Raw genomic sequence first — 23,279 nt, 5'->3', positions numbered from 1 at the left:
GGCCTTGCCTTATGTAACCCCTTAGTATAGGGGCATTTTCGAATTGATCAGTACACTTTGTTCAACGGCAAAAAAGGCTATCTCACTGGACCCTCACGTCCTTTGAAATAGCCTTTCCTTATATAAATAAAAGACTTCCGCTTGTTTATGCATCACTTCATATTCATTCTCGGCTTCGATGTGTTAGACACGACTAACCATACAGTTCCTCATCTTCCTCATTTCCTAAATACATAACCGTGGGTTCTCCCCCAACCAATCTAAGAATCTGCTTTCGTAATTTTGAAGGGAATAAGGGTAGTTCGTTTATGTTTTTAATTTCGAGCCATTCATATTCCACTTGATTTTCGTCACTTGGCAGAATAGAACTATCTGTGTCCATCAAACCTATGTACTCGCACAAAAAAACAAAATCTACACGATGAAGAGCTTCACCGTATACCCCTTCAATAACGAATTCCAATGATAACGGTTCTACCTCTACTCTGATTTCTTCTCCAACTTCACGCTTCACAGCGTCGGTCAATGTCTCCCCTGCATTCTGGCTCCCGCCCGGCAGGATATAGATCACTTCATCATGATCATCCTGCTTCATTGCAAGCATCCTTCCATCGTTGATGATCAATGCTTTTGCAGAATTTCGAATCTTTCTTTCCATTGTTAATCCCCCATATATGTCTGTGAAGAATATTTTAACACATACATCTAAACAAATTCTGAACAATCAACTTAGCTCACGCTTGGCGACCTGGATGAAAGCAGCGATGGATGGAGATATCCATTTTTCTCGATGCCAAAGCATTTGTGCAGAAAACGATACATCTGTTAAATCCCAAGGCAATGCAACCAGTTCCCCTTCGCTTAACTCTTGTTTCAAAGCCATTTCAGGCAATAAAGCGATCCCGAGACCTGCCACTGCGCATTGTTTAATGGCTTCTACACTATGAAACTCCAGCTCTGTCAGCACATCTGCGCCTTTCTTCAGCAGAGATTGTTCAAAATAAGCACGATAAGAACAGTTCTTTTCGGTCAGCAAAAAATGCTGTTTGTGAAAGTCATCGATAACTAACGCGGAACGCGATGCTAACATATGATCGGGTGAAACCACCATTTGAAAGGTCTCGTTCTTCAAAAACGTGGAGTGAAGATCTTTGGCACCCACGTGCTCATCCAATACAAAAACGACATCCGTATGCCCTTCCCTCAGACTTGATTTAAGCTCTTGACCAGACAACGGGCGGAACAACAACCGCACACCAGGATAGTCCGCTCGGAAACGTTTGAACAAGGCTGGAAGAAGATAAGCACACAGCACTTCGTCCGCTCCAATAACTACCGTTCCCGCCAATTCCCCGTGTTGACTAGATATGCACTTCGCTTCCTCTACATCGTTTAAGATTTTAGTGGCGTACGGCAGGAATTGCTGCCCAGCATCTGTTAATACAACCTTTTTACCTAATCGATCCAGCAATTTCACGCCCAACTCTTCTTCAAGCGATTTGATTTGCATGGTTATGGTAGACGGGACATAACTCAATAATTCAGCAGTTTGATGAAAGCTGCAAGTCGATGCAAGGGTCCAAAAGGTTTTTAGCTGTCGTATTTCCATGAATCCAAAACCTCCTTTGTTCAAAATAAATGAATGTTATATTCAACAACGTTTCGTTGAATTGATGATAGACGTATTGTAGAGTGAAATCAAGTTATTACTACTTTTATAAGGAGAATCCACCCATGAACGATTATGAAACATATCACCTTGGCAATACATTACTTCAATCGGGACAACAGCTCCCTCATGCTTTTATTGCATACAAGACTTATGGAACCTTAAATCCGGAAAAGGACAATGTTATTGTCGTTCCAACATGGTTTGCTGGACTTCACACAGATAATGAATGGTTAATTGGAGTGGACAAGGCTCTGGACCCCAGTCGGTATTTTATCGTTGTGCCCAATATGTTGGGTAACGGATTATCGTCGTCTCCGAGCAATACCCCTGCCCCATTTGATAGAGAGAACTTTCCTCTCATCTCCATGTATGACAATGTGCGTGCCCAACATCAACTTATCACTGAGAAATTCGGTATCTCCAAAATTAAACTCGTTGTGGGCTGGTCTCTGGGAGCCATGCAGGTGTTTCAGTGGGGCACGAGTTATCCGGAGATGGTCGAACGAATTGCCCCCTTTGGCGGAACAGCAAAAAGCAGACCCCATACACAGTTGGTATTCGAAGCAATGATCGCAGCGTTACAGGCAGATTCCAATTTTAAAAATGGCAGATATGAGCTCCCTCCGGTTGCTGGTCTCGCTGCAATGGGGAGAGTTTATGCTCCATGGGGGTTTTCGCAGGCGTATTATTTGGAGAAATTGCATCAATCTGAAGGTTACGATACCTTGAAGTCTTATGTTGAAGATTACTGGGACCGGGTGTTTCTATCCTTTGATGCTAACGACTTAATCACCATGCTTCGTACAGGAATATATGGAGACATTAGTGATAATCCCACAGATGATCGCAACTTTGAACAGGCACTGCGTAAGATCACCTCTCCTGCCCTCGTTATGCCTGGGTCCAGTGACTTGTTTTTTACACCAGAAGACAGTGCGTATGATGTTCAACATATGCCGAATGCTGTTTTTCAGTCCATTGAGTCCAAGTGGGGACACTGCTTCGGGATTGGAGCTAACGAAGTGGATTCACTCCTTATCGATCGTCATCTAAAGCAATTTTTGGAGACATGAGTAAAAAAAGAAGGCGTATAGAGTAAAAAAAGTGCACTACGCTTATTTAGCTTTTCTTCGCTACAACTCAAAAGTAAAAAAACGTATGGGTTCTCGTCAATAACCTTTATATCCCCTTTCCCCTTTCTCGTTTAGAATATTTTCAAGAAAGCATTATTGAAATATGACTGATAAGGGGGAAAAGAAATGAACAAGAAAACGAAAGCTTTACTCTTGTCTGTGTGCATGTCAACCTTATTACTTGCTGCCTGTAGCAGTGGAAGCGGTGCCGAGAAAGATCCAACGACGAACCCGGATTCCAACGAGGGTGGAACGACAACCATTCACACCGTAACGTCAGAATACTCTTCTGCCAAATATCCAAAGGGCGATGATATCACCAACAATGTGTGGATTAAGCGATACAAAGAGAAGTTTAATATCGATGTCAAAACAGACTGGGTCAGCGATGAATATGATACCAAATTGAATTTGGCTATCGCATCGAACGATCTTCCTGACGTATTCAGAGTTAATCCATCACAACTGAGACAGCTGGTCGAAGCAGATATGGTCATGGACCTCTCCGAAGTATTTGATCAACACGCTTCGGATCGTCTCAAAGGTTACATGGAAGCAGATGCGGACAGTTACGAGTCTGGAAAGAAGGACGGCAAGCTGTACGGGATACCGCAGATGCATTGGGGATTAATTGAACAACCAGACTTCATCTGGATTCGGAACGACTGGAAAGAAGAATTGGGACTCCAGGATCCAAAATCTGTGGAAGACATCAAGAATATTGCACTGAAATTCATGGAAAAGCATGGCGGTTACGGCATAGCAGTAGACCAATCGTTGGACTACCTCAACCTGCTCGCGATCGCATGGAATGCGCATCCGGACCTGTGGATGGAAGATGCCAGTGGAAAACTCGTATACGGATCTGTACAGCCTGAGATGAAGAATGCGCTGGCGGAGTGGTCGGAATGGTACAAGCGAGGCATTATTGATCCGGAATTTGCAATAAAAGACTTCAACGCGATGAACGCGGACATTGTAGCCGGCAAAGTGGGAATGCAGCCTTATTACCAATGGTGGGGTTATAATCCGGGTGTCGATACCGTATCCAATCTGGGTAAGGACGCCATCTTCTACCCTTATATCATCCCTACCGTTGATGGGAAGGAAGCCACACAATCCATCTTTTTCGCCAACAACAATTATATTGTCATGAAGAAGGGATTCAAGAACCCCGAGAAAGTAATCCAGATTTTGAACGACTATGCTTATATCGTGGATGAAGGCAATGGCAAGGAATCTACAGAAACGCTATCTGCCTTGCTGGATAACGATATTGCCCATGTTGTTGGAGCCTTCCGTGTACTTAACCCCAATTCCGATTACGAGCAATTCGAGGCGGTGTCGGCTGCCCTTGAATCCAAGGATACCAGTGGACTCACGACTTCGGGTATGTGGCAAAAATATAATAACAGTGTTGAATTCATGGAGAACGCAACCCCTGGTGCAGTCGGTGATTATTTGCAACAAGGTGCTCCCAAAAATGCATATGGCCTAGCCAAAAAAGTACTCGACAGCGAAAACTATACGAAGACAGCCTTATGGGGTGTTACACCAGAGATCCTGTCAAGCTATGGAACAACCTTGGATGATATCCTGACAGAGGGCTTTACCAAGATCATTATGGGAAGTGAAAGTATCGATTATTTCGATGTGATTGTCCAGAATTGGCGTGCAGCCGGAGGCGATGATGCAACCCAGGCAGTCAATGAGGCATACGGGGCAAAATAATCTCGTTCATAAAGAGGGGATGAGGGTGATCTCACCCCTCTATTTGATAGCGATTACATTTCCCGCACGATGAACGGAGGAATATGAATGTTGAGAAAATGGAAACAGCAGAGTCCTTACCATCTCATGTTGATCCCAAGCCTGGTCTTGGTCTTCATCTTTAGTTACATTCCTTTCTACGGACTTATTATCGCGTTTCAGAAATACAATCCGGGACTCGGCTTCAACTCGCCTTGGGTGGGATGGGATAATTTTACGCACGTATTCAATCAGCCGAACTTCGTAAGAACCATCTGGAATACACTGTACATGTCTGTCTTCAAGATTATCGGCGGGATAATCGTGCCCGTTATTTTCGCATTACTCCTTAACGAAGTCCTGCACAGTGGAATCAAACGTACATTTCAAACGCTTGTATATATTCCAAATTTCCTCTCTTGGGTCATTATGGCTGGCATCATGCTGGACATACTGAGCTCTGACGGCATTATCAATACCTTTTTAGGCGTATTTGGGATTGCACCGATCTCATTTCTTGGCACACCCTCTATATTTCCCTGGACAATGATTGTAAGTGACATATGGAAAGGCTTTGGTTTTGGCACGGTTGTTTATTTGGCAGCACTGACCAGTATTGATCCAGGACTCTACGAGGCCGCAGTAATTGACGGCGCCAAACGCTGGAAGCAAACCATCTATATTACCTTGCCTCTCCTCATGCCAACGATTGTCTTAATGACTGTGCTGTCGTTAGGAAATGTACTGAATGCCGGCTTTGACCAGATCTATAATCTCTACTCCCCTGTTGTCTATCAGACCGGTGATATTATTGATACCTATGTATATCGGTTGGGAATTCAACAGGCTCAATATTCGATCGGAACAGCTGTCGGGTTATTCAAATCCATCATTTCCAGTGTTCTCGTTGCTGTATCGTACATTCTGGCTTACAGAGTGGCTGGCTATCGTATCTTCTAAGAAGGAGGAGGAACTCACATTATGATCCATGATAAAAGTATGAGCAGACGTGTATTTCTTATCTTAAACTACACTATATTGCTTCTAATTTCTCTCTTATGTATCCTGCCATTTATTAACCTGTTGGCTGTTTCATTCAGCAGCAGCGCAGCTGTATCTGCGGGGAGTGTTACATTCTGGCCTGTGGAATTTACGACAAAAGCCTATGAATTTGCGTTAACGGGAGGGTCATTTTTCTCCTCTCTCTGGGTGGCCATCCAACGAACCGTTCTCGGAACATTGGTGAATCTGGTTCTGATCGTACTCACGGCCTATCCCCTCTCCAAATCCAAACAAAAATTAATGGGGCGTAACATCTATATGGGATTTTTCATTGTAACCATGTTATTCAGTGGAGGATTAATTCCAACCTATCTCGTGGTTGTCAAAATGGGACTAATCGATTCCATATGGTCTTTGATCCTGCCTGGGGCTCTCCCCGTATTCAGTATGATTATCCTCATGAATTTCATTAGAGGGTTGCCCGAGGAGATTGAAGAATCAGCCATTATCGATGGTGCTGGTCCAGTACAGGTATTGCTTCGGATTCTGCTCCCACTTCTTAAGCCCGCTCTCGCAACCGTTGGTTTGTTCAGTATCGTTGCCCACTGGAATTCGTGGTTCGATGGCATTATTTATATGAACAATCCAGCCAATTATCCATTACAAAGCTACCTGCAGACCCTTCTGCAAAGTTTTGAGCAAATCATGCTGAAATCCGGCTCGGATTATACGCAGCTATTATCCATGATGAACGCCAGAACGGGACGCGCAGCTCAAATGTTCTTGGGAGCCATTCCGATTTTACTCGTATATCCGTTCCTACAGAAATACTTTACCAAAGGTTTGGTGCTAGGTAGCGTCAAGGGGTAAACCAAAGGGCTTGCAGTTCATACTGCAAGCCCTTTGGTTCTATCTAAACTCTGAAATGGCAGGCAGCAAAATGGAGAACTTGGTACCTTCACCTACTATACTCTCCACCTGTATTCCATAAGGTTTCCCAAAATGAAGTTGAATTCGTCGCTGCACATTATGCAGTCCAATTCCATTGGTTCCTGTACCTGCACCGAACTTTTCTTCCATGAGGTTTTGCATCGTATGTTGATCCATACCCACGCCATTATCGCAGATTTCAATGACAACTTCATCCATTCGCAGTTGAATCCGAATGGTGATGATTCCGTCTTCCTCTAGCTCGGCCAGGCCATGAAAAATTGCATTCTCCACAATGGGCTGCAGGATCATTTTGGGCATCCGATAATCCAACACTCTATCCTCAATCTCATATCTCATCTGAATACAATCATAGTACCTGACATTCTGGATCGTTACATAATTGGCTATATTATCGAGTTCCTCACGAATCGTTACGAGGGTTCCATCGGATTTTGTGGCATAGCGGAGCATCGAGATTAGGGCATCAGTCATATCCACGATTTTGTCAGCTTGTTGCATCGAGGCGATCCATTTCACCGACCCAAGGGTATTATATAGAAAATGAGGCTTGATCTGTTCATGGAGCGCACGCATCTCGGCCTTGGCTTTTTCTATCTCTTCTTGCTGCATCCGTTCGACCAACCGCTTCAACTCGTGAGACATTCTATTAAATCGAATGGATAAGTGTCCAATCTCGTCTCTTGAGCCAATAGGTTCAACTTGCTCAAACTGACCTTTCTCAACTAACGCGATATTCCGTAGCAGTTTTTTAATGGGCGTTGTGATCACGTGAGATAGAAAGATGGATATGACGGCAGCAAAAAGAACAATGACTATGGCGAGCGTCACCAGATTACGGCCCAATATTTTGCCATCCGCAGTCAACTCATCCAAAGGCATATATAAGTAAGTTGTCCATTTTTGCTGACTAAGGGGACTGGTCACCACGACATTGAATGTTTCAGGTGGACGCACGTTGTCCCTGAACAATGTCCCAATTAATCGTTCGTTCACGTTATATACGATTTTGTCATCCTCATCAACGATCATGAATCTGGAGCGTAACCCTTCCTGCAAATTTCGATTGACAATCTCGATGAATTTGATATCAATACTGACAACGATTACACCAAGCAGCTCTCCACTAGACACATCATGAATTTTGCGAGCGTGTGACACTGCCAGTATTTTATTCTCCAATTGCTCGTCGATTCGTGTTGTGAGGGTAATGGTTCGATCATTATCATGCATGAACTTTTTAAACCATAATTCATTCGCTACTTTGTAGTTCGGATCAATGGGTTGATGCGGACTGACAAAAAGGTCCTGTCCCCCGTTCATATTGTAGAGGTAGATGGAAAATACACGATCTTTCATCATGATATAATTCATCAGAATGTTGTATGCGGCAATCTCATGCTGTTCGTCACCCGTTCGCAGGAAATCCTGGATCGGAAAACTTCCTTCATGAGTGGCTGACAGATTGTCACTAAGACCATTGCTGGCCAGCAATGAAATTTTTTCAATCTCCTTGAGGAACTCGTCAATGCGAATATTCGTCTGTTTGGCTAGATCATTGAGCAACGTTGTATAGTTTTGTGCCAATAACCGCTCAGAGGAGTAATACGAATTGATCGTCATCACCAATACCGGAAGGATAATGACGGTCATACAGATCACCATAATTTTGTACTTGATTCGGAAAGGCCGAACATGCTTCATATGCTGCACCTCTATTCACCGATTACATATTCATCCCTGCTGTAACTCTCGATATTCCTCAGGGGTGAGACCTACCGATTTTTTGAAAATCTTACTGAAGTACGTGTAATTATGGTAGCCTACCTTTTCTGCGATTTCATACACTCTCATTCCTCTGCTCGATAGATATGTTTTAGCGTGTTCAATGCGAACTCGGGTCAAATACGTGATAAAGTTCTCTCCTCGTTCCTGCTTGAACACCCGGCTTAAATACGACGGATTAACACTGATTTGGCTTGCGATGCCTTGCAAGGAAATATCCTCAGCATAATACTTGTCGATCAATTCAGTGGCCAGATCGGTGTAGGTGCTTTCCTGTTTGTTTTGGGAATCGGTTTGGAAGTAATACGCAATATGGGCAAGCATATCTTGATGAATATCCTCCCAATACTCCCCCTTTAGAACGATTTCATATGGCGATTTTTCTGTTAAAGAAGCTGTACCTCTTTCCGTAGCTCGGGAAAGATGGGAATGTATCATTTCCAGTACCAGGATATATTGCTTGCGAATGCTATTCTCATCCGCTCGTAGCTGCTCCAGATTAAATCGGATTCCTTCGAGGAACTCTTTCGCTTTATTGTTGTCTTTGCTTACCCATAACTTCAACAAATCTCGTTCTTGTTGCGGGCTTAAAGCCCCCTTAATTTCCTGTCGATCTAGGGATTCGACCATATACTCGTAATACAATACCTTGTTGCTACCTGTGAAGAACCCATGTTGTAGAGCCATTTCCGCCTCTTGGCAGGCCTTCTTAATGTGAGGGAAGCCCGAAACCATCGTACTTACCCCTGCGGTGAGGGACAGATTCATAAAGTCCTTGATGGAAGACAGCAATTTGTTACATAGTTTATTTATATCGGTGTGTACAGATTGGCTCTCAGGATGTACATTGACGATCACCCAATAGTCAGAAGAACTTTCAACAAAAATCTCCTTCTCCCACTTCGAGGGAATAATCTCTTCCATAATATTAAGAATTGAAAATCGGAGTAGCTTTTCCCCCTTCTCAACATATTTCCTCTTTGCGTCCTCGTAATAGTTCACGATGAACTTGATGACAACCAGCTGGTCCGAATGGATACGAAAATGCAGTTCTTCTGCTCTGGAGAAGATGTCCTCTCCACTTATGAATCCGCTTACAATATCTTGAAAAAAACTATCCTTTAGATATCTTAGATTCTTGGAATAATCCTGCGCGATAGAGGGTGAATTGGTTGGATGAACATGTTCACTTTGCAGTCTCTGTCCAACCGTGCTCAGGAGCTCAATAAGGGAGGATTCGGTGATCTCGCTTTTAATCAAGTAATCTGTAGCGCCAAGTTTCAGTGCCTCTTTCACATAATGAAATTCGTCAAAATTACTCAGGATGACATACTTACAGGTTTTTAGTGAGCCGGAGGCCTCTTGTATAAGCTGCAGTCCATCCATAACTGGCATCTTGATATCTGTAATAATTAGGTCCGGCATTACATCAAGCGCTAGGCTCAATGCCTCTTTACCATTTCCAGCTTCACCAACAACATGGAAATTGTACTCTTCCCAGTTCAGCATAGAACGAATTCCAACCCGCATGAGCAATTCATCATCGACGATCATCAGTTTAAACATGCGTATCCCCCAACATGAACCATTTTTAGATATTTTACCATTAAACGAACTCCTGCGAAGGAGTCTAACGAACCTTCTTGGATTATGGTTTTCATAAATATCACTTTTTCGGAACGTACGTTCGTGTTATAATCAGATTATCGTATTTTGTGCAGTATATAATCTCTACCTGGAAAGGATACATACCATGAATTTATATAAGTTTGAATTGACGGTGAATGGATATCTGTTACGCGTGCACTTCAGTGCATCTGAAGAAAGTGGACTGAAATGGTGCAAACGAATTGCGACTGAATTCCAGAGCAACGTTGCCAATCTGGAGATTAAGGTTGATATACATAAAAAGCAAAAACAAAAGAATGCATGGGAATATCACGGTAAGCCGTATCTATATGATCGAACATTAAGGAAGAAACCGCTTGCGAAGAAAAATAAGGCATCTGAATCATCTGCTGTGATGTAAAGGATGACTTAGATTGCGTTATATCCATTATCCGTTTGAACTCGCTAACCTTTTGTTATATTAGGAGCTTACAGTTCTTTTAATGAATAGACAAAAAGACTAAAGAACGGCTACTGACGATAACATCAGTGACGTTCTTTAGTTTTTGAATAAGCACTATCGACACCACGAACAGGACTCTTCTTACAATTTCACGCCCCGGCGTCTCCAATCATTTGTCGTTCAATTTGCTTCATTTTATAAAAATAACCTTTTTGATCCATTAACTCGGAGAAAGAACCCGATTCTACAATCTTGCCTTGGTCCATGACGACAATCCGATCCATCTCTTCCAATCCCGTCAGTCGGTGACAGATCAGGAGAAGTGTATCTTCGGTCGCCTGTGCCAGAAGATGCTGTAATACACGTTGCTCTGTGACGTAATCCAGAGAAGAAGTCGGTTCGTCCAGCAGCCATAACCTTCCGTTGCGCAACATGGCGCGTGCCAGTGCTAGCCGCTGCTTCTCGCCATCCGACAGATTCTCCCCTTTTTCATACACCATGTCGTTCAACGACTTATTTGGCAGTTGTACTTTATCCAGCACAGCCGACAGATGTTCATCCGAATGTTCTTCTCCATTCAGCAATAGGTTGTCCCGGATGGTTCCCCGGAAGAAATGACTTTGCTGCAACACGACATTTGCCCTTTGCCAAATACTCTCTTCATTCAATTCCTGCACTGGAATATCGTTTAACCATATATCACCAGACGTTGGTGTACGCAGCTTGAGTATTAGATCAATAATCGTTGACTTACCTGACCCGCTCGGCCCGACAATCGCAGTTTTGGAGCCTGCTGTAAGCTGCAGGGATAGCTCCCTCAGCGCCGGTCTCCATTCTCCTTCATATTGGAAGTTAACATGAGATAACTCGATTGAAACTGCATGATCGCCTGACAATTCACCCCTTGGCTGTGCAGGATGTACATCGGAGGTTGGCACCGTTTCCGTCAGTCGCTGAGCTGCATGTTCGCTGTCCTGCTTATATAGAGGTAATACAGCCATTCCCGCAGCTTCTTCGAACACAGTCTGCGTAGCCAGAATCAGCATGGCGAGGAATACACCAGCGAACACTCCGTTCATAATTAAGAAAGCGCTCAGGGCAAGCACTCCCCATGTCACGAGATACGTCACAAAAACGTGCATGGATTGCCCTCGTAGCAAGTGCGAAGCGGCTTGTTTCTGTTCTGTTGCCAATGTAGCGGAAGCCTGCTGAAGCTGCTGCTCGCGCTGTTCCAATTGGCCGTATACTTTCAGATCCCTGAAACCATACAACACTTCGGTCACTTCCGTGGACAGCAAAGCCCGTTGCTGGCGGACACGTCCGTGGATTTTTCGCTGTCCCACCAAGACAATGCTTGGTACAACAAAAGCCGTGATCAGCATGCCAAGTACCAGCACACACGCAATCCAGATTGAAAAGACCGAAGTGAACAGCATGGTAGCCAAAAACACCATGACAACAATGATCGGTGGATAGGCGACACGCAAAAAGTAATTTTGCAAGCTCTCCACATCACCCACGATCCGCGCAAGCAAATCCCCGCTTCGGTTTTTGTTTAATATACCTGGTGTCACCGGAATCAGTTTGGCAAAAAAGGATGTCCGCAAACGGCTGAGCATGGAGAACGTCGCCCTATGAGAATACAAGCGTTCTGTGTAACGACTCGCCGCCCGAAGGAAACCGAGCAGTTTGACCATCGAGGTAAGTACGATTAGGGTATATAGCGGTGGCGCAAATACCGTTTGCGAAATCATGTATCCACTCGCGGAAAAAAGAGCTACCCCTGCAATGCCGGCGATGAATCCGCCCAAAATGGAAAGCAAGATATCCTTGCGCTCCTGAATCATCGCTTTTGACAGAATCGTCAGCTCATTCATGCTAACCCTCCTTTCCGTTGTACATCCACCATCTCCGCATATTGAGGCAGGCGCACCAGAAGCGCTTCATGATGTCCTGAATCCACCAACACCCCATTATCCATAAACAAAATGTTGTCTGCATGTTGAATCGTATATAAACGGTGTGCCACCGTAATCATCGTCGCTGTTTTGGCTAATGACGCAATGGACTGTTGCAGTACCCGTTCGGTGTGAAGATCCAGTCCTACTGTGGGTTCATCGAACAAAATAACGGCTGGTTTCTTCAGAAAAGCTCGTGCCAAGGCAAGTCGCTGCTTTTCCCCACCAGATAACCCCCGACCACCCTCACCAACAAACGTATCCAATCCCTGCTCCAACTGAGCGACAACGCCAGCAAGTCCTGCTTCCTCTGCCGCCTGCTCTATTTCAGCTCTGGAGACGTTTCGACCTGCTCCAATCGCTATATTTTCAGCAAAGGTACCTGCAAAAATATACGGATGCTGTGTAATGTAGCTAACTTGCTCAAACCATGCAGTTTCATCATGTTGCGAAAGCTCCATTCCGTTAACCAGAACCGCTCCCGAATCTGGTTTCAACAAACCGGCAATGAGATGCAACAGCGTTGTTTTACCGGAGCCGCTTTTGCCTACAATGGCAACCTGTTCTCCCGGTCCAATCGAGACCTGTCCTGTCTCAAGTCTAAAGGAATCCGGTGCGTACTGGAAACGAACGTGGTCCAGTTCAATGGTTGGTGGCATTGGAATCAACTCGGCACGAGTTGTGCGTAACTCGTCCTGCTGCACCCTTAAATCGTTTGTATCACCGATATGTGTATCCTTCTCGGCTTTCTCATCTATGGTAGGCTTACTTGCGCCACTCGTCTCCTCAAGCATCTCTTCCACCTTACGAATGGCCCCCATACTGGTTCGCCCGCTGTGAAAAGCCGTTCCTGTATTCTTCAATAGACTGTAAAACTCAGGGACGAGCAACAACACAAGAAAGGCCGTGTGGAAGCTCATCGATTTGAACACGAGTAACTGTATAGCCAGTTCGAGCGCAACGATACCGATGCTTAACATTACGATCGATTCCAGCATAAACGTATTTGTAAAGGCAATCTTCAAAATGCCCATCGTGGCATCCCGATAACCCAGACTGCTGCGTTCAATCTCCTGCTGCTGACGTTTAGCCCGTCCGAATATTTTCAACGTAACCAGCCCTTGAAGCGAATCCAGAAATGTACCTGAAAACTCGGCCAGCTGCGCGTATTTCTCTTCGGATTTGTTCTTTGTCTTGAGTCCCACCAAAATCATGAACAGCGGGATAAACGGAGCTGTAAACAGCATAATGTAGCCTGTGTTGGCGTGCTGGGTAAACGTAACGATCAGAATCAGTATCGGAATCATTGCAGCTTCCATCATACGCGGCATGTACTGACTGAAATAGCTGTCAGCTTCATCCACAGCATCCAGAGCAACGCTGACCTTTCCTCCCGTCTGTCCACGAAGGGTTGAAGGCATGGAAGCGCGGGTAAGGTTCTGCAACACAGAAGCTCGCATATTTGTCTTGGCACGTGCTGCCATATGCAATCCCACTTTCCCGTTGCCGTACGTCAACAGTGTGCGCACAGCCATTACTGCCAGCAATAGCCCAAGCAGCAGCATCACCGATGAGAAGGAAGCTTTCTCTACAAAAATCCGTTGGACTGCTTCAGCCACCAATGCCGCCTGACTTATAATAGTCACACCAAGCACCAGCGAAATGATCGCAAGGAGCAGCCTGTTTGTTCGTTGTAACGACATTTGCTGCGAGATCAGATTGGATTTGGCTTTTCTCTTCACAGAAAGCTCCTCCTTTATTTTTTCCCTTTCACATAATCCGCATCAAACAGGAACAGTTTGAAGACCAGAATAAGAGAAGGAATTAACAGGCACAGCCCACCGATAAACACAACCACTAGCGCAAAACCCATTGCTGGCGGTGTGGCACTGCTCTGAATCGTGATATATGGATCAAGAATATAAGGATACTGCCCAATGCCGTAAGCGAAAAAGGCTGTGAAAAATTGCAGCATAATGAAAATAAAAGCTAATCCGTAACGGCGACCGTTATATAACAGCCACATGGCAATCATGAAAAATGCAACGGATAGCGCCAGCAGCCACCATAAATCCATCATGTTTTGAAAATGACGCTCATTGTGTTGACCCAAATAGATAAATGCAGTCAGCGCGAGAATAATGGTCGGTGTACTCCAGAACAGAGCATAGTTACGCATCAGTTTTAATGCCGCATGATCCTCTGCCCGAGAAGCGTAAAATGTAAGAAATGATCCGCTAATGAACAATACGGATACGATGGCGAGTCCAACGATGCTCCACGATAACGGATTGGTGAACAGCGCCCAATAATCCAGGGAAACCGTCTCCCCCTGCTTTAGAATAAAGCCACCTTCAGACAGTGTCAGTGCCACTGACAACGATGCCGGGATAAGCAAACCCGTAGCTCCGTATAAGAACAAATATATAATGTTATTTTTGGAACCGTAATTCTCAAAAGCATAAAACGACCCCCGAATAGCAAGCAGAATGACGGCAATACTTCCCGGGACAAGCAGCGCGGAGCCATAATAATAAGCGGTATCCGGGAAAAACCCGACGATGCCAATATAGAAAAAGACAAAAAATACGTTGGTGATCTCCCACACCGGTGATAGATACCGGGAAATCAGCCGATTAATCAGATGATCCTGCTTGGTCAGGCGTGCATAAAAGGCGAAAAAACCTGCTCCAAAATCAATAGAAGCTACAATAAGATAGCCATACAAGAACAGCCAGAGTACCGATATACCAATTAATTCATAACTCATCAGGCCTGCTCCCCTCCCTTGGCTGATTGATCACGCTTCTCTTTCAACCATTTCTCCATCTCAAGCTCAGCAGGATTGTTATTGAACAAACGTCTCAGCACGAGAACACAGATGACGCCAAGCACGATGTACAGAAGCAAGAAGACGAAAAATAAAATTCGTACACTCGGTGACGAAGTGGCGGCCTCTTCTACGCGCATATAACCTCGGATGATCCAGGGCTGCCGCCCGATCTCTGCATAGAACCAGCCCATCTCAACGGCCAGAAATGCAAGCGGTGCACTGAGTGCAACCATGCGTAGCATCCACTTGTTAAACTGGTTGCGTTTCTTCCAGAACACAAACAGGAAATACAGAGATGAGATCGCAAGCAGTGCGAAACCGATTCCAGCCATCAGATCAAACAAGTAATGCACAAGTAACGGCGGATGCTCATCGGGTGGAAATTCATTCAGCCCGGTTACCTCGGCGTTAAAGTCTCCAAAGGCAAGAAAGCTGAGCACTTTCGGCAAATGGAGAGCACCTATGATTTCATGCTCAGCATTCAGCCATCCTAATAAGATCAGATCCGCGCCGCTTTCCGTCTCGAAATGCCACTCGGCAGCCGCGAGCTTCTCCGGTTGATGCTCAGCCAAAAACTTGGCAGATACATCTCCGGCTAAGGAGTTTAATAAGCTGAAGACCAGAACAACGGCCATCATGAGGTTCAGGCCCTTTTTGTGGTAGGCTGACACCCCTTTTCTCAGCATCGCCAAGGCTGCAATTCCTGCTAACAGAGCAGCTCCTGTCAGATAAGCAGAGCTTAATACATGAAATACTTTGGAGAACGTCGCCGCATTCAGCATTGCTTGTACAGGATTCACTGCCAAGAATTGACCTGCTTCCATGACAAAGCCTTCAGGCTGGTTCATGAATCCATTTACTGTCGTGATAAAAACAGCAGACATCCCTGCCCCGGCAACAACCGGTATAGTCAGCAACCAGTGGATATAAGGATTTTTGAACCGATCCCACGTGTACAAATAAATGCCCAAGAAGATCGCTTCAAAAAAGAACGCGAATACTTCCATAAATAGTGGCAGTGCAATAACATTCCCGGCCAATTTCATAAAATTCGGCCACACCAGGGCCAATTGCAGCGATATCGCTGTACCTGTCACCACACCAACCGCCACAGATATGACAAATCCTCTGGACCACCTCTTTGCCATAAGTATGTAATGGTGATCCTTCTTCCGAATACCGATGAACTCTGCAATTGCAATCATCAAAGGTACACCAACACCAAGCGTTGCAAAAATAACGTGGAATCCGAGTGTCAAACCAGTCACCAGTCTGCTCCATAACACCGTATCAATAGCCATTCTTTATGTTGCCTCCTTTCAAAATCTGTTGATTTTTAGTGAAAAATATTTGCTTATGATCAGGTCTGCTACTCACTGGTTGCATTTAATATCAGATTAGGACGTTCCTCTAATTCGTGTGTTTAGGATAAGAGAAAATTTTCACAAAGTACGCTACAACGATATGTTGCCACATGTACTTTGCGATTACTCCTGTTGATTCCTGATATTAAATGCATAGAAAATGCTATGCGAGACCTAATAATCAAAATTATTATATCTTTATTTTTACCTAATTCAATCAACGTCACGTCTTCTACCCTAAACGTTCAAGAAAGGATCAACTCTTTCTGACAACTTGGTGAAAAACAAAAAATACACCCAATAGAGCTATTGATTCATTGGGTGTAAACGTGGTATTGCACGTGGATTCACTATTTTATTTGCTTGCTTATTTGCTCTGGACTCACCGCATCTGCCTCGCGGCGTACGCTCATGATGATCAGTGATGCAGCTAATACCGTAAGGATAATTCCAAGCATCTGAAATCCTGTCACATTGAATGTATCCCCCATAACGATACCAATCAATAACGATGATATGATGGTCCCCAGGTAGCGTGATGTATTAAAAATCCCCGATGAAACACCTATCATTTCTTTGGGTGTGCTTTTGAACAGAGCTGCTTGCATGCCAACCGCGTTTAAGCCGTTACTTATGCCAAATAAAGCTAAGGCAACAATGATTATGAAGATTGGAGAAGTTTCATTCATAACAACGATTAATATAGATCCAAATGTCATTAAAGAAGCGGATACGATCAGAGCTGGCCGTGATCCCGATCTGTCAATCCAGCGCCCTGCGATCGGAGCAATCATGACTGAACATAATCCCAAAGCCAGCATGCTCATTCCTGTATGAACTTCGTTGAGATGACGTACCTGCTTCAAATACGTTGGAACTCCAAAAAAAAGTGCGTAAAACAGGATGTTCACCAGCATGTATTGTACATTCACCCAAGTCATCTCGGGATATATGGCAAACGTTCGCAGAGGGATGAATGGCTTGGCTGCTTTTAATTCATGCCGGATGAACATGACAAGTGTAATTAACCCGATCCCTCCTGTCAGCAGATGCCATGTAGAAATATCTCCTGTGGAATTTACTGACAGTAATCCGATGAGCAGAGTCACCAAAGCTACCGTAAACATCAGGATGCCTGATGCATCAATTAATGCAAGCCATTGCCGAACGGACATGTGAATAGTGATCGATGGAGATGACTCGTCCTTCGGAATTGTTTTCCAGGCGAACGCAAAGCTTGCTATGACAAACGGAATATTAACGATGAATATGCTGTGCCAGTCCCACCAATGTATCAATACTCCACCAATAAATGGCCCGATGGCAGCTGCTCCGGAGAGGAATATCGCCAAAGTAGACAATGCGGAGGCTTGCTTGTCAGTCACATTAATTCTTACAATCGCCATTCCGACGGCTACCATCATGCTTGTGCCAATCGATTGAACGATCCGGAATACGATGAGCCACGAAAAGCTCGAAGACCACGGAGCAAGCATGGACGATACAAAAACAATAACAAGACCCGTGAGGAAGATCTTCCTGCGGCCGAACAAATCGCTACACTTGCCCATGACGGGTTGAGCAACAGCACTGGCAATGTAAAATGATAAAATGATCCACGAAACAGCTGTAAAATCAAGTTGGTACACTTGTTGTAGTCTGGAGATTGCCACCGAAATCATGGAGGAATTCAACGGATTCAACATAATTCCAAGCCCAACAGCCAACATCAATCCTTTATTTCGAACGTTCATCAGTGCATCACTCCTTCTTCTGCTGTCATCTTACTTGAAAGTATTCATTTATTCCAACGCATTGTATGTTATGATTTGATGAACTAGAAGGAATGAAGGAATGGTGCAAATGGAGCTTCTTCAACTAAAATATTTCCTGACGGTGGCCCGATGCGAACATGTTACGGAAGCTGCGGGAAAGCTGCATGTTACGCAATCCTCTCTGAGCAAAACGATACAACGATTAGAGGATGACCTGGGAGTCCCCTTATTTGATCGAATCGGGAGAAAGCTGCGACTAAACGACTTTGGAAGAACATTTCTTCAGCGAACTGAAAAAGCCCTATTTGAATTGGAACAAGGAAAGCGGGAAATCGCTGACCTCTCCAACAAAGATCAGGGTATACTGCAATTGGCGGTAACTACGGCAAGTACTTTGCCAGGTATACTACGAGAATTTCGCAAAAATCAACCGGACATTCAGTTTCATGTACAAATGGTTTCGTTAGAAAACATGTCCAGGCTTCTATATCGGGGCGAGGTAGATTTTGGTCTCTCCTCCCCTCCAATGCAAGGTGACGACATCGAATGTCAGATACTTTATGACGATCCGATCGTAGTCGCTGTTCCTATGGGTCATCGATATGCAGAACGAAGCAGCATTCAACTAGCCGAGCTTAAGGATGAGTCGTTTGTTGGGGTAAAACAAGGCTATGGTGTTCGTGATATGGTAGATTCTACATGTCAATCCGCTGGTTTTGTACCGAAGTATGTGTATGAAGGTGATGAGCCTGCACGATTAACAGCCCTTGTTGAAGCGGAGATCGGTCTTGCATTTATACCAAGCACAGCCAGAAACCCGCATGAACGCATTAGATATCTTCAGGTAGAGGAACATAGACTCGTTCGGGAAATCGCTCTACTTTCACATAAAAACAGGTATATTTCCAAAGCCGCTTTAGAGTTTCGCAGCGTGGTTATGGAGCATTTCAATGCTATGCCATGAATAAAAATTCAATCCAAAGGAGATGTCATTTTGAAATTAAAAGCAGATAAATTTGATCATATTTCAGAGACAGAACGATTAGTCATCAGACCATTACAGAAAAACGATTATGAGAATTGGTTAAATGAATTTGAAAAACGCTTGCCCTCCCAGCACCGCCATGATAAAGGGAAAATGGATATGAGTGAATGTACACTGGATTGGTTCCATCATCTGGTGGATCGACACCAGGAGTTAGCGCGTACAGATGCGGTTTATGTATTCGGTGTCTTTAGCAAGGAAGATGGCACACATCTGGGTATGGTTGATATTGCAACCTTGGCGAGAGATGATTTTCAATGGGGAAGCTTCGGATATACGATCCATAATCAGTATTGGCGAAAAGGTTACGGCAAAGAAGCTGTGAATGCAGCTCTTCATATTGCATTTAAACATCTGAAATTCCACCGTATAGAAGCCCATATCAATCTGGATAATACCCCTTCTGTGAAGTTAGCTGAAAGCGTGGGTATGGAATTTGAATGTGTCCGTAAAGGTTTCATACACGAAAATGATGAGTGGACCGATCATTTGGTGTATTACAAAAATTTTAATTAAACAACTCCTCCGATAATCTAAAGAGCGAACAAAGCACTTTCGTGCCCTGTTCGCTCTTCTTCATTCAATCGTATCTCCGTGTTCTCCTTACTCGCCCAAGCTGTTCCAGAAGGATTGAAACGCGCCTTTTTCAACTTCGAGAAATGCAGGAACATTACCGTAACGAACCAAACCTTCACCGAACAGAACCAGTGGGACTTGTGTCGTATCTTTCAGCGTGAGGTAGATGATCTTGCGATCTTCCTTGCCGTAGAGGTTCTCTTCCAATTCCGGACTCGTTGCAATTGGTTTGGCAGCAGATAACGCAGAGATGAAGCTTTCCAGTGATTCATCCGCTGCTAACGGCTGAAACTGCTGCTTTCCATTGTTCCAGCTATCAAACGTCTCCCATTGTGCCGAAGTAATGTTGCCTTCGAGATGAAGCTTGCCGATCAGGTCGGCACCCGTACCAATGGTGATCCCGTTGTTCTTGTCGAATAGTTGAGCATACACCTGACCATCGATTTCGGTGTAAGACATGATGCGGAAGTCCTTATCGTAGCCATTCACCGCATAGATGTCTGCTTCGCCAATGTTGGAAGCAAGCTCTGTGTATTTATCCTGACCGCTCAGCTCATGGATGCCGCCAGTTGTTGTGCCAAGCTTCTCGCCACGCAGGTTGAGTGCATGTGCGCCTTCAAGCAATGTTGGGGACTGTGTATAGACGTTTCCTCCATACACAACCAATTGCAGCATATCTGCCATCGCGCCTTTACCCTGTGAATCCGGCAATTCCATCTTTGGAATCACAATCGGATCAAACGACGCGCCCGGAGTCACCTCTGCCACCTGAGGAGTTGGTGCGGCTGGTCCATTGAATTGTTGCCACACACTCGGCGCAGCCAATCCAATGCTGGCAGCGATAACGACACTTGCTGCGATATATAGTGGTTTGCGTTGACGTTTTGGCCCCTGATGTTGCGTATTCAAAGCTTGCTCTACCCGTTTTTTCATTTGCTCGTTTGTTTTCATATGATTCACCGCTTTCTTGTAGTCTTGTTTGAATTGTTCTTCCTTCATTACAGTTCCTCTCCTTCCAGCTCCAGTTTTAACAGCTCTCTTCCTCGCTTTAATCTCATCTTCACCGCTGACTCGCTAATCTCCAGAATCTCGCTGATTTCCCGAATTGCATAATCTTCGTAATAATACAGATGAACCACCGATCTATACTTGAGGGGCAGTGACAGCACGAGTTCGATCAGCGCGTGATCTTCCGGGTTGTCCGCCGTAAGAGCATCGACACCCTCCAGCTTGACCTCCCGTTTACGCCAGCCTCTGCCTAATAAGGATTTGCAATGATTGGTGATGACCCGAATCAACCATGCTTTTTGATGCTCTGCATCGTTGAATGTAGGGGCTTTTTCTATTAGTTTGATGAAGGTATCCTGAGTGGCTTCCTCCGCGTCTTCCCGTCTGCCAAGGTGCACCATGGCAATTCGGAACAGCGTATCCGCATATGTCTCATAGACTTTCATCACATGATCGCCCAGCTGGGGCACTGATCGCTGCATGGTTGTTATGCCCTCCTTTATACCTCTAACACTCCTAAGGACGGCATTTGGTCACATTTTGTTTTGAATTTTTTTATTTGTCCAATTTAGTTAACATGCAAAAAAAGAAAGCAGCTCCATGGAGAGAGTCGCTTTCTTCATCTTTTTCGTCTTTATCTTTATCTTTATCTTGTTATAATCGTATATCTTCTCCCCGACTAGAACTTCTTCTGTAAAAGCTCAATATTATCTTCCAAACTGCTGTCCAGTTCCACGCCTACCTTCTGCAGTTTGTTTTGGTAATATGTCTTCACATCATCCCATTTATAGTATGGGTAGGTCTTTGTTTCGATCGGAAAGGCGATTTCTTCTTCATTTCTAAGCATCTTTACGAGGACATCCTTACCATTGGAATACAAAATCCATTGGATGTTTGCTCCCATCGGTGAGATGACTGAGCCATTCCAGTTTTGGGTCACGTCCTGCGGTTTGTCGATACTCACATTAGCTCCGGCGATATCCAGGAATGAAGATAGTGGAATAATGGTTTCTGCGTGAGCAAAACGAAATATACCAGCCGTGTCCTTCTGCTGAATGGATTGTTCGGTAGACACGATTAATTCTTTGACCAGGGGTGCGATGATATTCTGCGGCAGATCCGTGGATGTTAAGGATGGACCTTTTTCATAAAAGTCATTGATATTATCAACGCTCTCATACAACTTTAACTGGTTGTTCGTAAAATACCGCCCGAATTCGAAATCACCTTCTCCTTTAATATTCGAAGATATAATGTACAGTTCGTATAAATTAGAAGCAGCTTCCGTTGGGTTACTGAGTTTCACTTTCCCTTTTTCATCCTTCAACTCGAACTCTCCAGAATTCAATCGCTGATAAAAGTCTTCAGAGAAAAATTGCAAAAGGACATCTTTTGCATACCGCGTTCCAGTGCTCTGTGTGACATAATCCTCGTATAACTTAACCCAGTCTCCATCTTCCACGTATTCGTTATACTTCGTAGCCAAGTCGTAGGGCCGCAGATAAGGGTCTTTACCTTCTTCATAGGCTGAAGCCACAATGTCTACCTTGTTATCTCCCAAACTTTCCTTTAATCCATCAATAAACTGATCTCTGCTCTGGGGCGTTCGATCTTTGAAGGTGGCCTGAGCGATTACTTTTTTATCTGATGTGAATAGTTCTTTGAAGTTCTGTCCGACTCTGGCTCCTATTCCTTTCAGTTCTTCTCCACCCGTAGTGGATAACAAGCCATAATGGTCTTTTTCGACTTTCATAAGCTTACCAATTTCCTTCTTCAGCTCTTTACCCAGATTGGTAGCCTGCCCATCCTTCTCAGCGATTTCGAGCAGTTCATAGAGCGTCTTGTCGTACTTGGAACTGGATAGATGTCTGGAACCATGTCTGCCTATGTAATTAATAAATACGGGTTCATATCCATTAGGAGCTTTAGTATAACTCGTTTCCTTAAAAGGGTATGGCGTTTTGGTACCGCGATATCCCTGCTGATCGTTAATTTTTGCTCCAACAAACACCGATTGGGTGTTGTTATCCCAGTCTACGTCTTGTCCCAGTGCCTCACCAACAGCTCTTGCCGGCACGTAAGTAACTCCATTGTAGAGAAAAGACTCTCCTTCCACCCTTTGTCCGTTCACGACCACATTAGCCGATTGTTCAGCAACTTCGATCATGCGTTTGGAAGCTGCACTTTATACGTCAAACATACTCGCAGATGTTAGCATGGTGAGTGATACGACTGAAATCCCGATTTTTTTGATCATCATATTGATTAGTCTTCTCCTTAATCCGCCTATTATTGGTTTATTTTCGCTCATCATACTATAGGTGAGAAGTGTCTGCGCTGTATCCATCCTTTGTTAA

At 44.4% G+C, this 23,279-nt stretch carries 19 protein-coding genes; 7 read left to right on the top strand and 12 right to left on the bottom strand.

Annotated elements, in window-relative coordinates; all coding sequences use genetic code 11:
• Nucleotides 1–193: 193 nt before the first annotated feature.
• Both MKY85_RS14805 and MKY85_RS14800 read right to left on the bottom strand, forming a co-directional pair.
• The gene (locus MKY85_RS14805) at nucleotides 194–658 is read right to left on the bottom strand and encodes an NUDIX domain-containing protein (protein ID WP_339242757.1); all 465 of its coding nucleotides are present in this window, start codon (nucleotides 656–658) and stop codon (nucleotides 194–196) included.
• A 66-nt stretch (nucleotides 659–724) separates the two neighbouring features.
• On the bottom strand, nucleotides 725–1,609 hold the full coding sequence (locus MKY85_RS14800; protein ID WP_342573194.1) for a LysR family transcriptional regulator: 885 nt from the start codon (nucleotides 1,607–1,609) through the stop codon (nucleotides 725–727).
• A 125-nt stretch (nucleotides 1,610–1,734) separates the two neighbouring features.
• On the opposite strand from MKY85_RS14800, the gene MKY85_RS14795 reads away from it, so the two are divergent.
• From MKY85_RS14795 to MKY85_RS14780, 4 genes are all read left to right on the top strand, one after another.
• Entirely contained in the window at nucleotides 1,735–2,745 is a 1,011-nt protein-coding gene (locus tag MKY85_RS14795; RefSeq protein WP_342573192.1) for an alpha/beta fold hydrolase, read from the top strand.
• 186 nt (nucleotides 2,746–2,931) lie between these two features.
• On the top strand, nucleotides 2,932–4,536 hold the full coding sequence (locus MKY85_RS14790; RefSeq protein ID WP_339261242.1) for a hypothetical protein: 1,605 nt from the start codon (nucleotides 2,932–2,934) through the stop codon (nucleotides 4,534–4,536).
• 87 nt (nucleotides 4,537–4,623) lie between these two features.
• Entirely contained in the window at nucleotides 4,624–5,514 is an 891-nt protein-coding gene (locus tag MKY85_RS14785) for an ABC transporter permease subunit (RefSeq protein WP_339242751.1), read from the top strand.
• A 21-nt stretch (nucleotides 5,515–5,535) separates the two neighbouring features.
• Nucleotides 5,536–6,426 carry a carbohydrate ABC transporter permease gene (locus MKY85_RS14780; RefSeq protein WP_339242749.1) on the top strand — a complete coding sequence of 297 codons (891 nt, stop codon included), beginning with the start codon at nucleotides 5,536–5,538 and terminating at the stop codon, nucleotides 6,424–6,426.
• A gap of 39 nt (nucleotides 6,427–6,465) precedes the next feature.
• Here the strand turns inward: MKY85_RS14780 and MKY85_RS14775 are convergent, their stop codons facing one another.
• Both MKY85_RS14775 and MKY85_RS14770 read right to left on the bottom strand, forming a co-directional pair.
• Nucleotides 6,466–8,211 (bottom strand): sensor histidine kinase, encoded by a 1,746-nt coding sequence (locus tag MKY85_RS14775; protein ID WP_342573189.1) that lies wholly within the window; start codon nucleotides 8,209–8,211, stop codon nucleotides 6,466–6,468.
• Nucleotides 8,212–8,241: 30 nt separating this feature from the next.
• Nucleotides 8,242–9,858: a helix-turn-helix domain-containing protein gene (locus MKY85_RS14770; RefSeq protein ID WP_342573187.1), complete on the bottom strand. Its 1,617-nt coding sequence runs from the start codon at nucleotides 9,856–9,858 to the stop codon at nucleotides 8,242–8,244.
• A 187-nt stretch (nucleotides 9,859–10,045) separates the two neighbouring features.
• On the opposite strand from MKY85_RS14770, the gene MKY85_RS14765 reads away from it, so the two are divergent.
• Entirely contained in the window at nucleotides 10,046–10,321 is a 276-nt protein-coding gene (locus tag MKY85_RS14765; RefSeq protein ID WP_339242743.1) for a hypothetical protein, read from the top strand.
• Nucleotides 10,322–10,512: 191 nt separating this feature from the next.
• On the opposite strand, the gene cydC is transcribed toward MKY85_RS14765, so the two are convergent.
• The 5 genes from cydC to MKY85_RS14740 form a co-directional block, all read right to left on the bottom strand.
• Nucleotides 10,513–12,240, bottom strand: a complete 1,728-nt coding sequence (cydC, locus tag MKY85_RS14760) for a thiol reductant ABC exporter subunit CydC (RefSeq protein WP_342573185.1) — start codon at nucleotides 12,238–12,240, stop codon at nucleotides 10,513–10,515.
• A complete protein-coding gene (gene cydD, locus MKY85_RS14755; protein ID WP_342573376.1) occupies nucleotides 12,237–14,024 on the bottom strand; it encodes a thiol reductant ABC exporter subunit CydD in 1,788 nt (595 codons plus the stop codon). Before cydD ends, cydC begins: the two co-directional genes overlap by 4 nt.
• A 53-nt stretch (nucleotides 14,025–14,077) precedes the next feature.
• Complete coding sequence (locus MKY85_RS14750; RefSeq protein WP_339261225.1) at nucleotides 14,078–15,091, bottom strand: cytochrome d ubiquinol oxidase subunit II; 1,014 nt, start codon at nucleotides 15,089–15,091, stop codon at nucleotides 14,078–14,080.
• A complete protein-coding gene (locus MKY85_RS14745; protein ID WP_339242739.1) occupies nucleotides 15,091–16,455 on the bottom strand; it encodes a cytochrome ubiquinol oxidase subunit I in 1,365 nt (454 codons plus the stop codon). Before MKY85_RS14745 ends, MKY85_RS14750 begins: the two co-directional genes overlap by 1 nt.
• A gap of 413 nt (nucleotides 16,456–16,868) precedes the next feature.
• Nucleotides 16,869–18,272, bottom strand: coding sequence for an MFS transporter (locus MKY85_RS14740; protein WP_339242737.1), 1,404 nt, complete (start codon nucleotides 18,270–18,272; stop codon nucleotides 16,869–16,871).
• Between the two features lie 109 nt (nucleotides 18,273–18,381).
• On the opposite strand from MKY85_RS14740, the gene MKY85_RS14735 reads away from it, so the two are divergent.
• Nucleotides 18,382–19,257, top strand: a complete 876-nt coding sequence (locus MKY85_RS14735) for a LysR family transcriptional regulator (RefSeq protein ID WP_339243075.1) — start codon at nucleotides 18,382–18,384, stop codon at nucleotides 19,255–19,257.
• A 30-nt stretch (nucleotides 19,258–19,287) separates the two neighbouring features.
• Nucleotides 19,288–19,854, top strand: coding sequence for a GNAT family N-acetyltransferase (locus MKY85_RS14730; RefSeq protein ID WP_339242735.1), 567 nt, complete (start codon nucleotides 19,288–19,290; stop codon nucleotides 19,852–19,854).
• A gap of 87 nt (nucleotides 19,855–19,941) precedes the next feature.
• Here MKY85_RS14730 and MKY85_RS14725 read toward each other — a convergent pair whose 3' ends face one another.
• From MKY85_RS14725 to MKY85_RS14715, 3 genes are all read right to left on the bottom strand, one after another.
• Nucleotides 19,942–20,913, bottom strand: coding sequence for a hypothetical protein (locus MKY85_RS14725; protein WP_342573181.1), 972 nt, complete (start codon nucleotides 20,911–20,913; stop codon nucleotides 19,942–19,944).
• Nucleotides 20,913–21,404: a sigma-70 family RNA polymerase sigma factor gene (locus MKY85_RS14720; protein WP_339302434.1), complete on the bottom strand. Its 492-nt coding sequence runs from the start codon at nucleotides 21,402–21,404 to the stop codon at nucleotides 20,913–20,915. Before MKY85_RS14720 ends, MKY85_RS14725 begins: the two co-directional genes overlap by 1 nt.
• Nucleotides 21,405–21,601: 197 nt before the next feature.
• Nucleotides 21,602–23,089 carry a histidine-type phosphatase gene (locus MKY85_RS14715; protein WP_342573179.1) on the bottom strand — a complete coding sequence of 496 codons (1,488 nt, stop codon included), beginning with the start codon at nucleotides 23,087–23,089 and terminating at the stop codon, nucleotides 21,602–21,604.
• Between the last annotated feature and the right edge of the window lie 190 nt (nucleotides 23,090–23,279).

The sequence above is a fragment of the Paenibacillus sp. FSL R5-0749 genome, from assembly GCF_038595085.1.
Lineage (GTDB): Bacteria > Bacillota > Bacilli > Paenibacillales > Paenibacillaceae > Paenibacillus.
The sequence above is the reverse complement of the archived record's forward strand: the minus strand, read 5'-3'. Positions and strand labels throughout refer to the sequence as shown.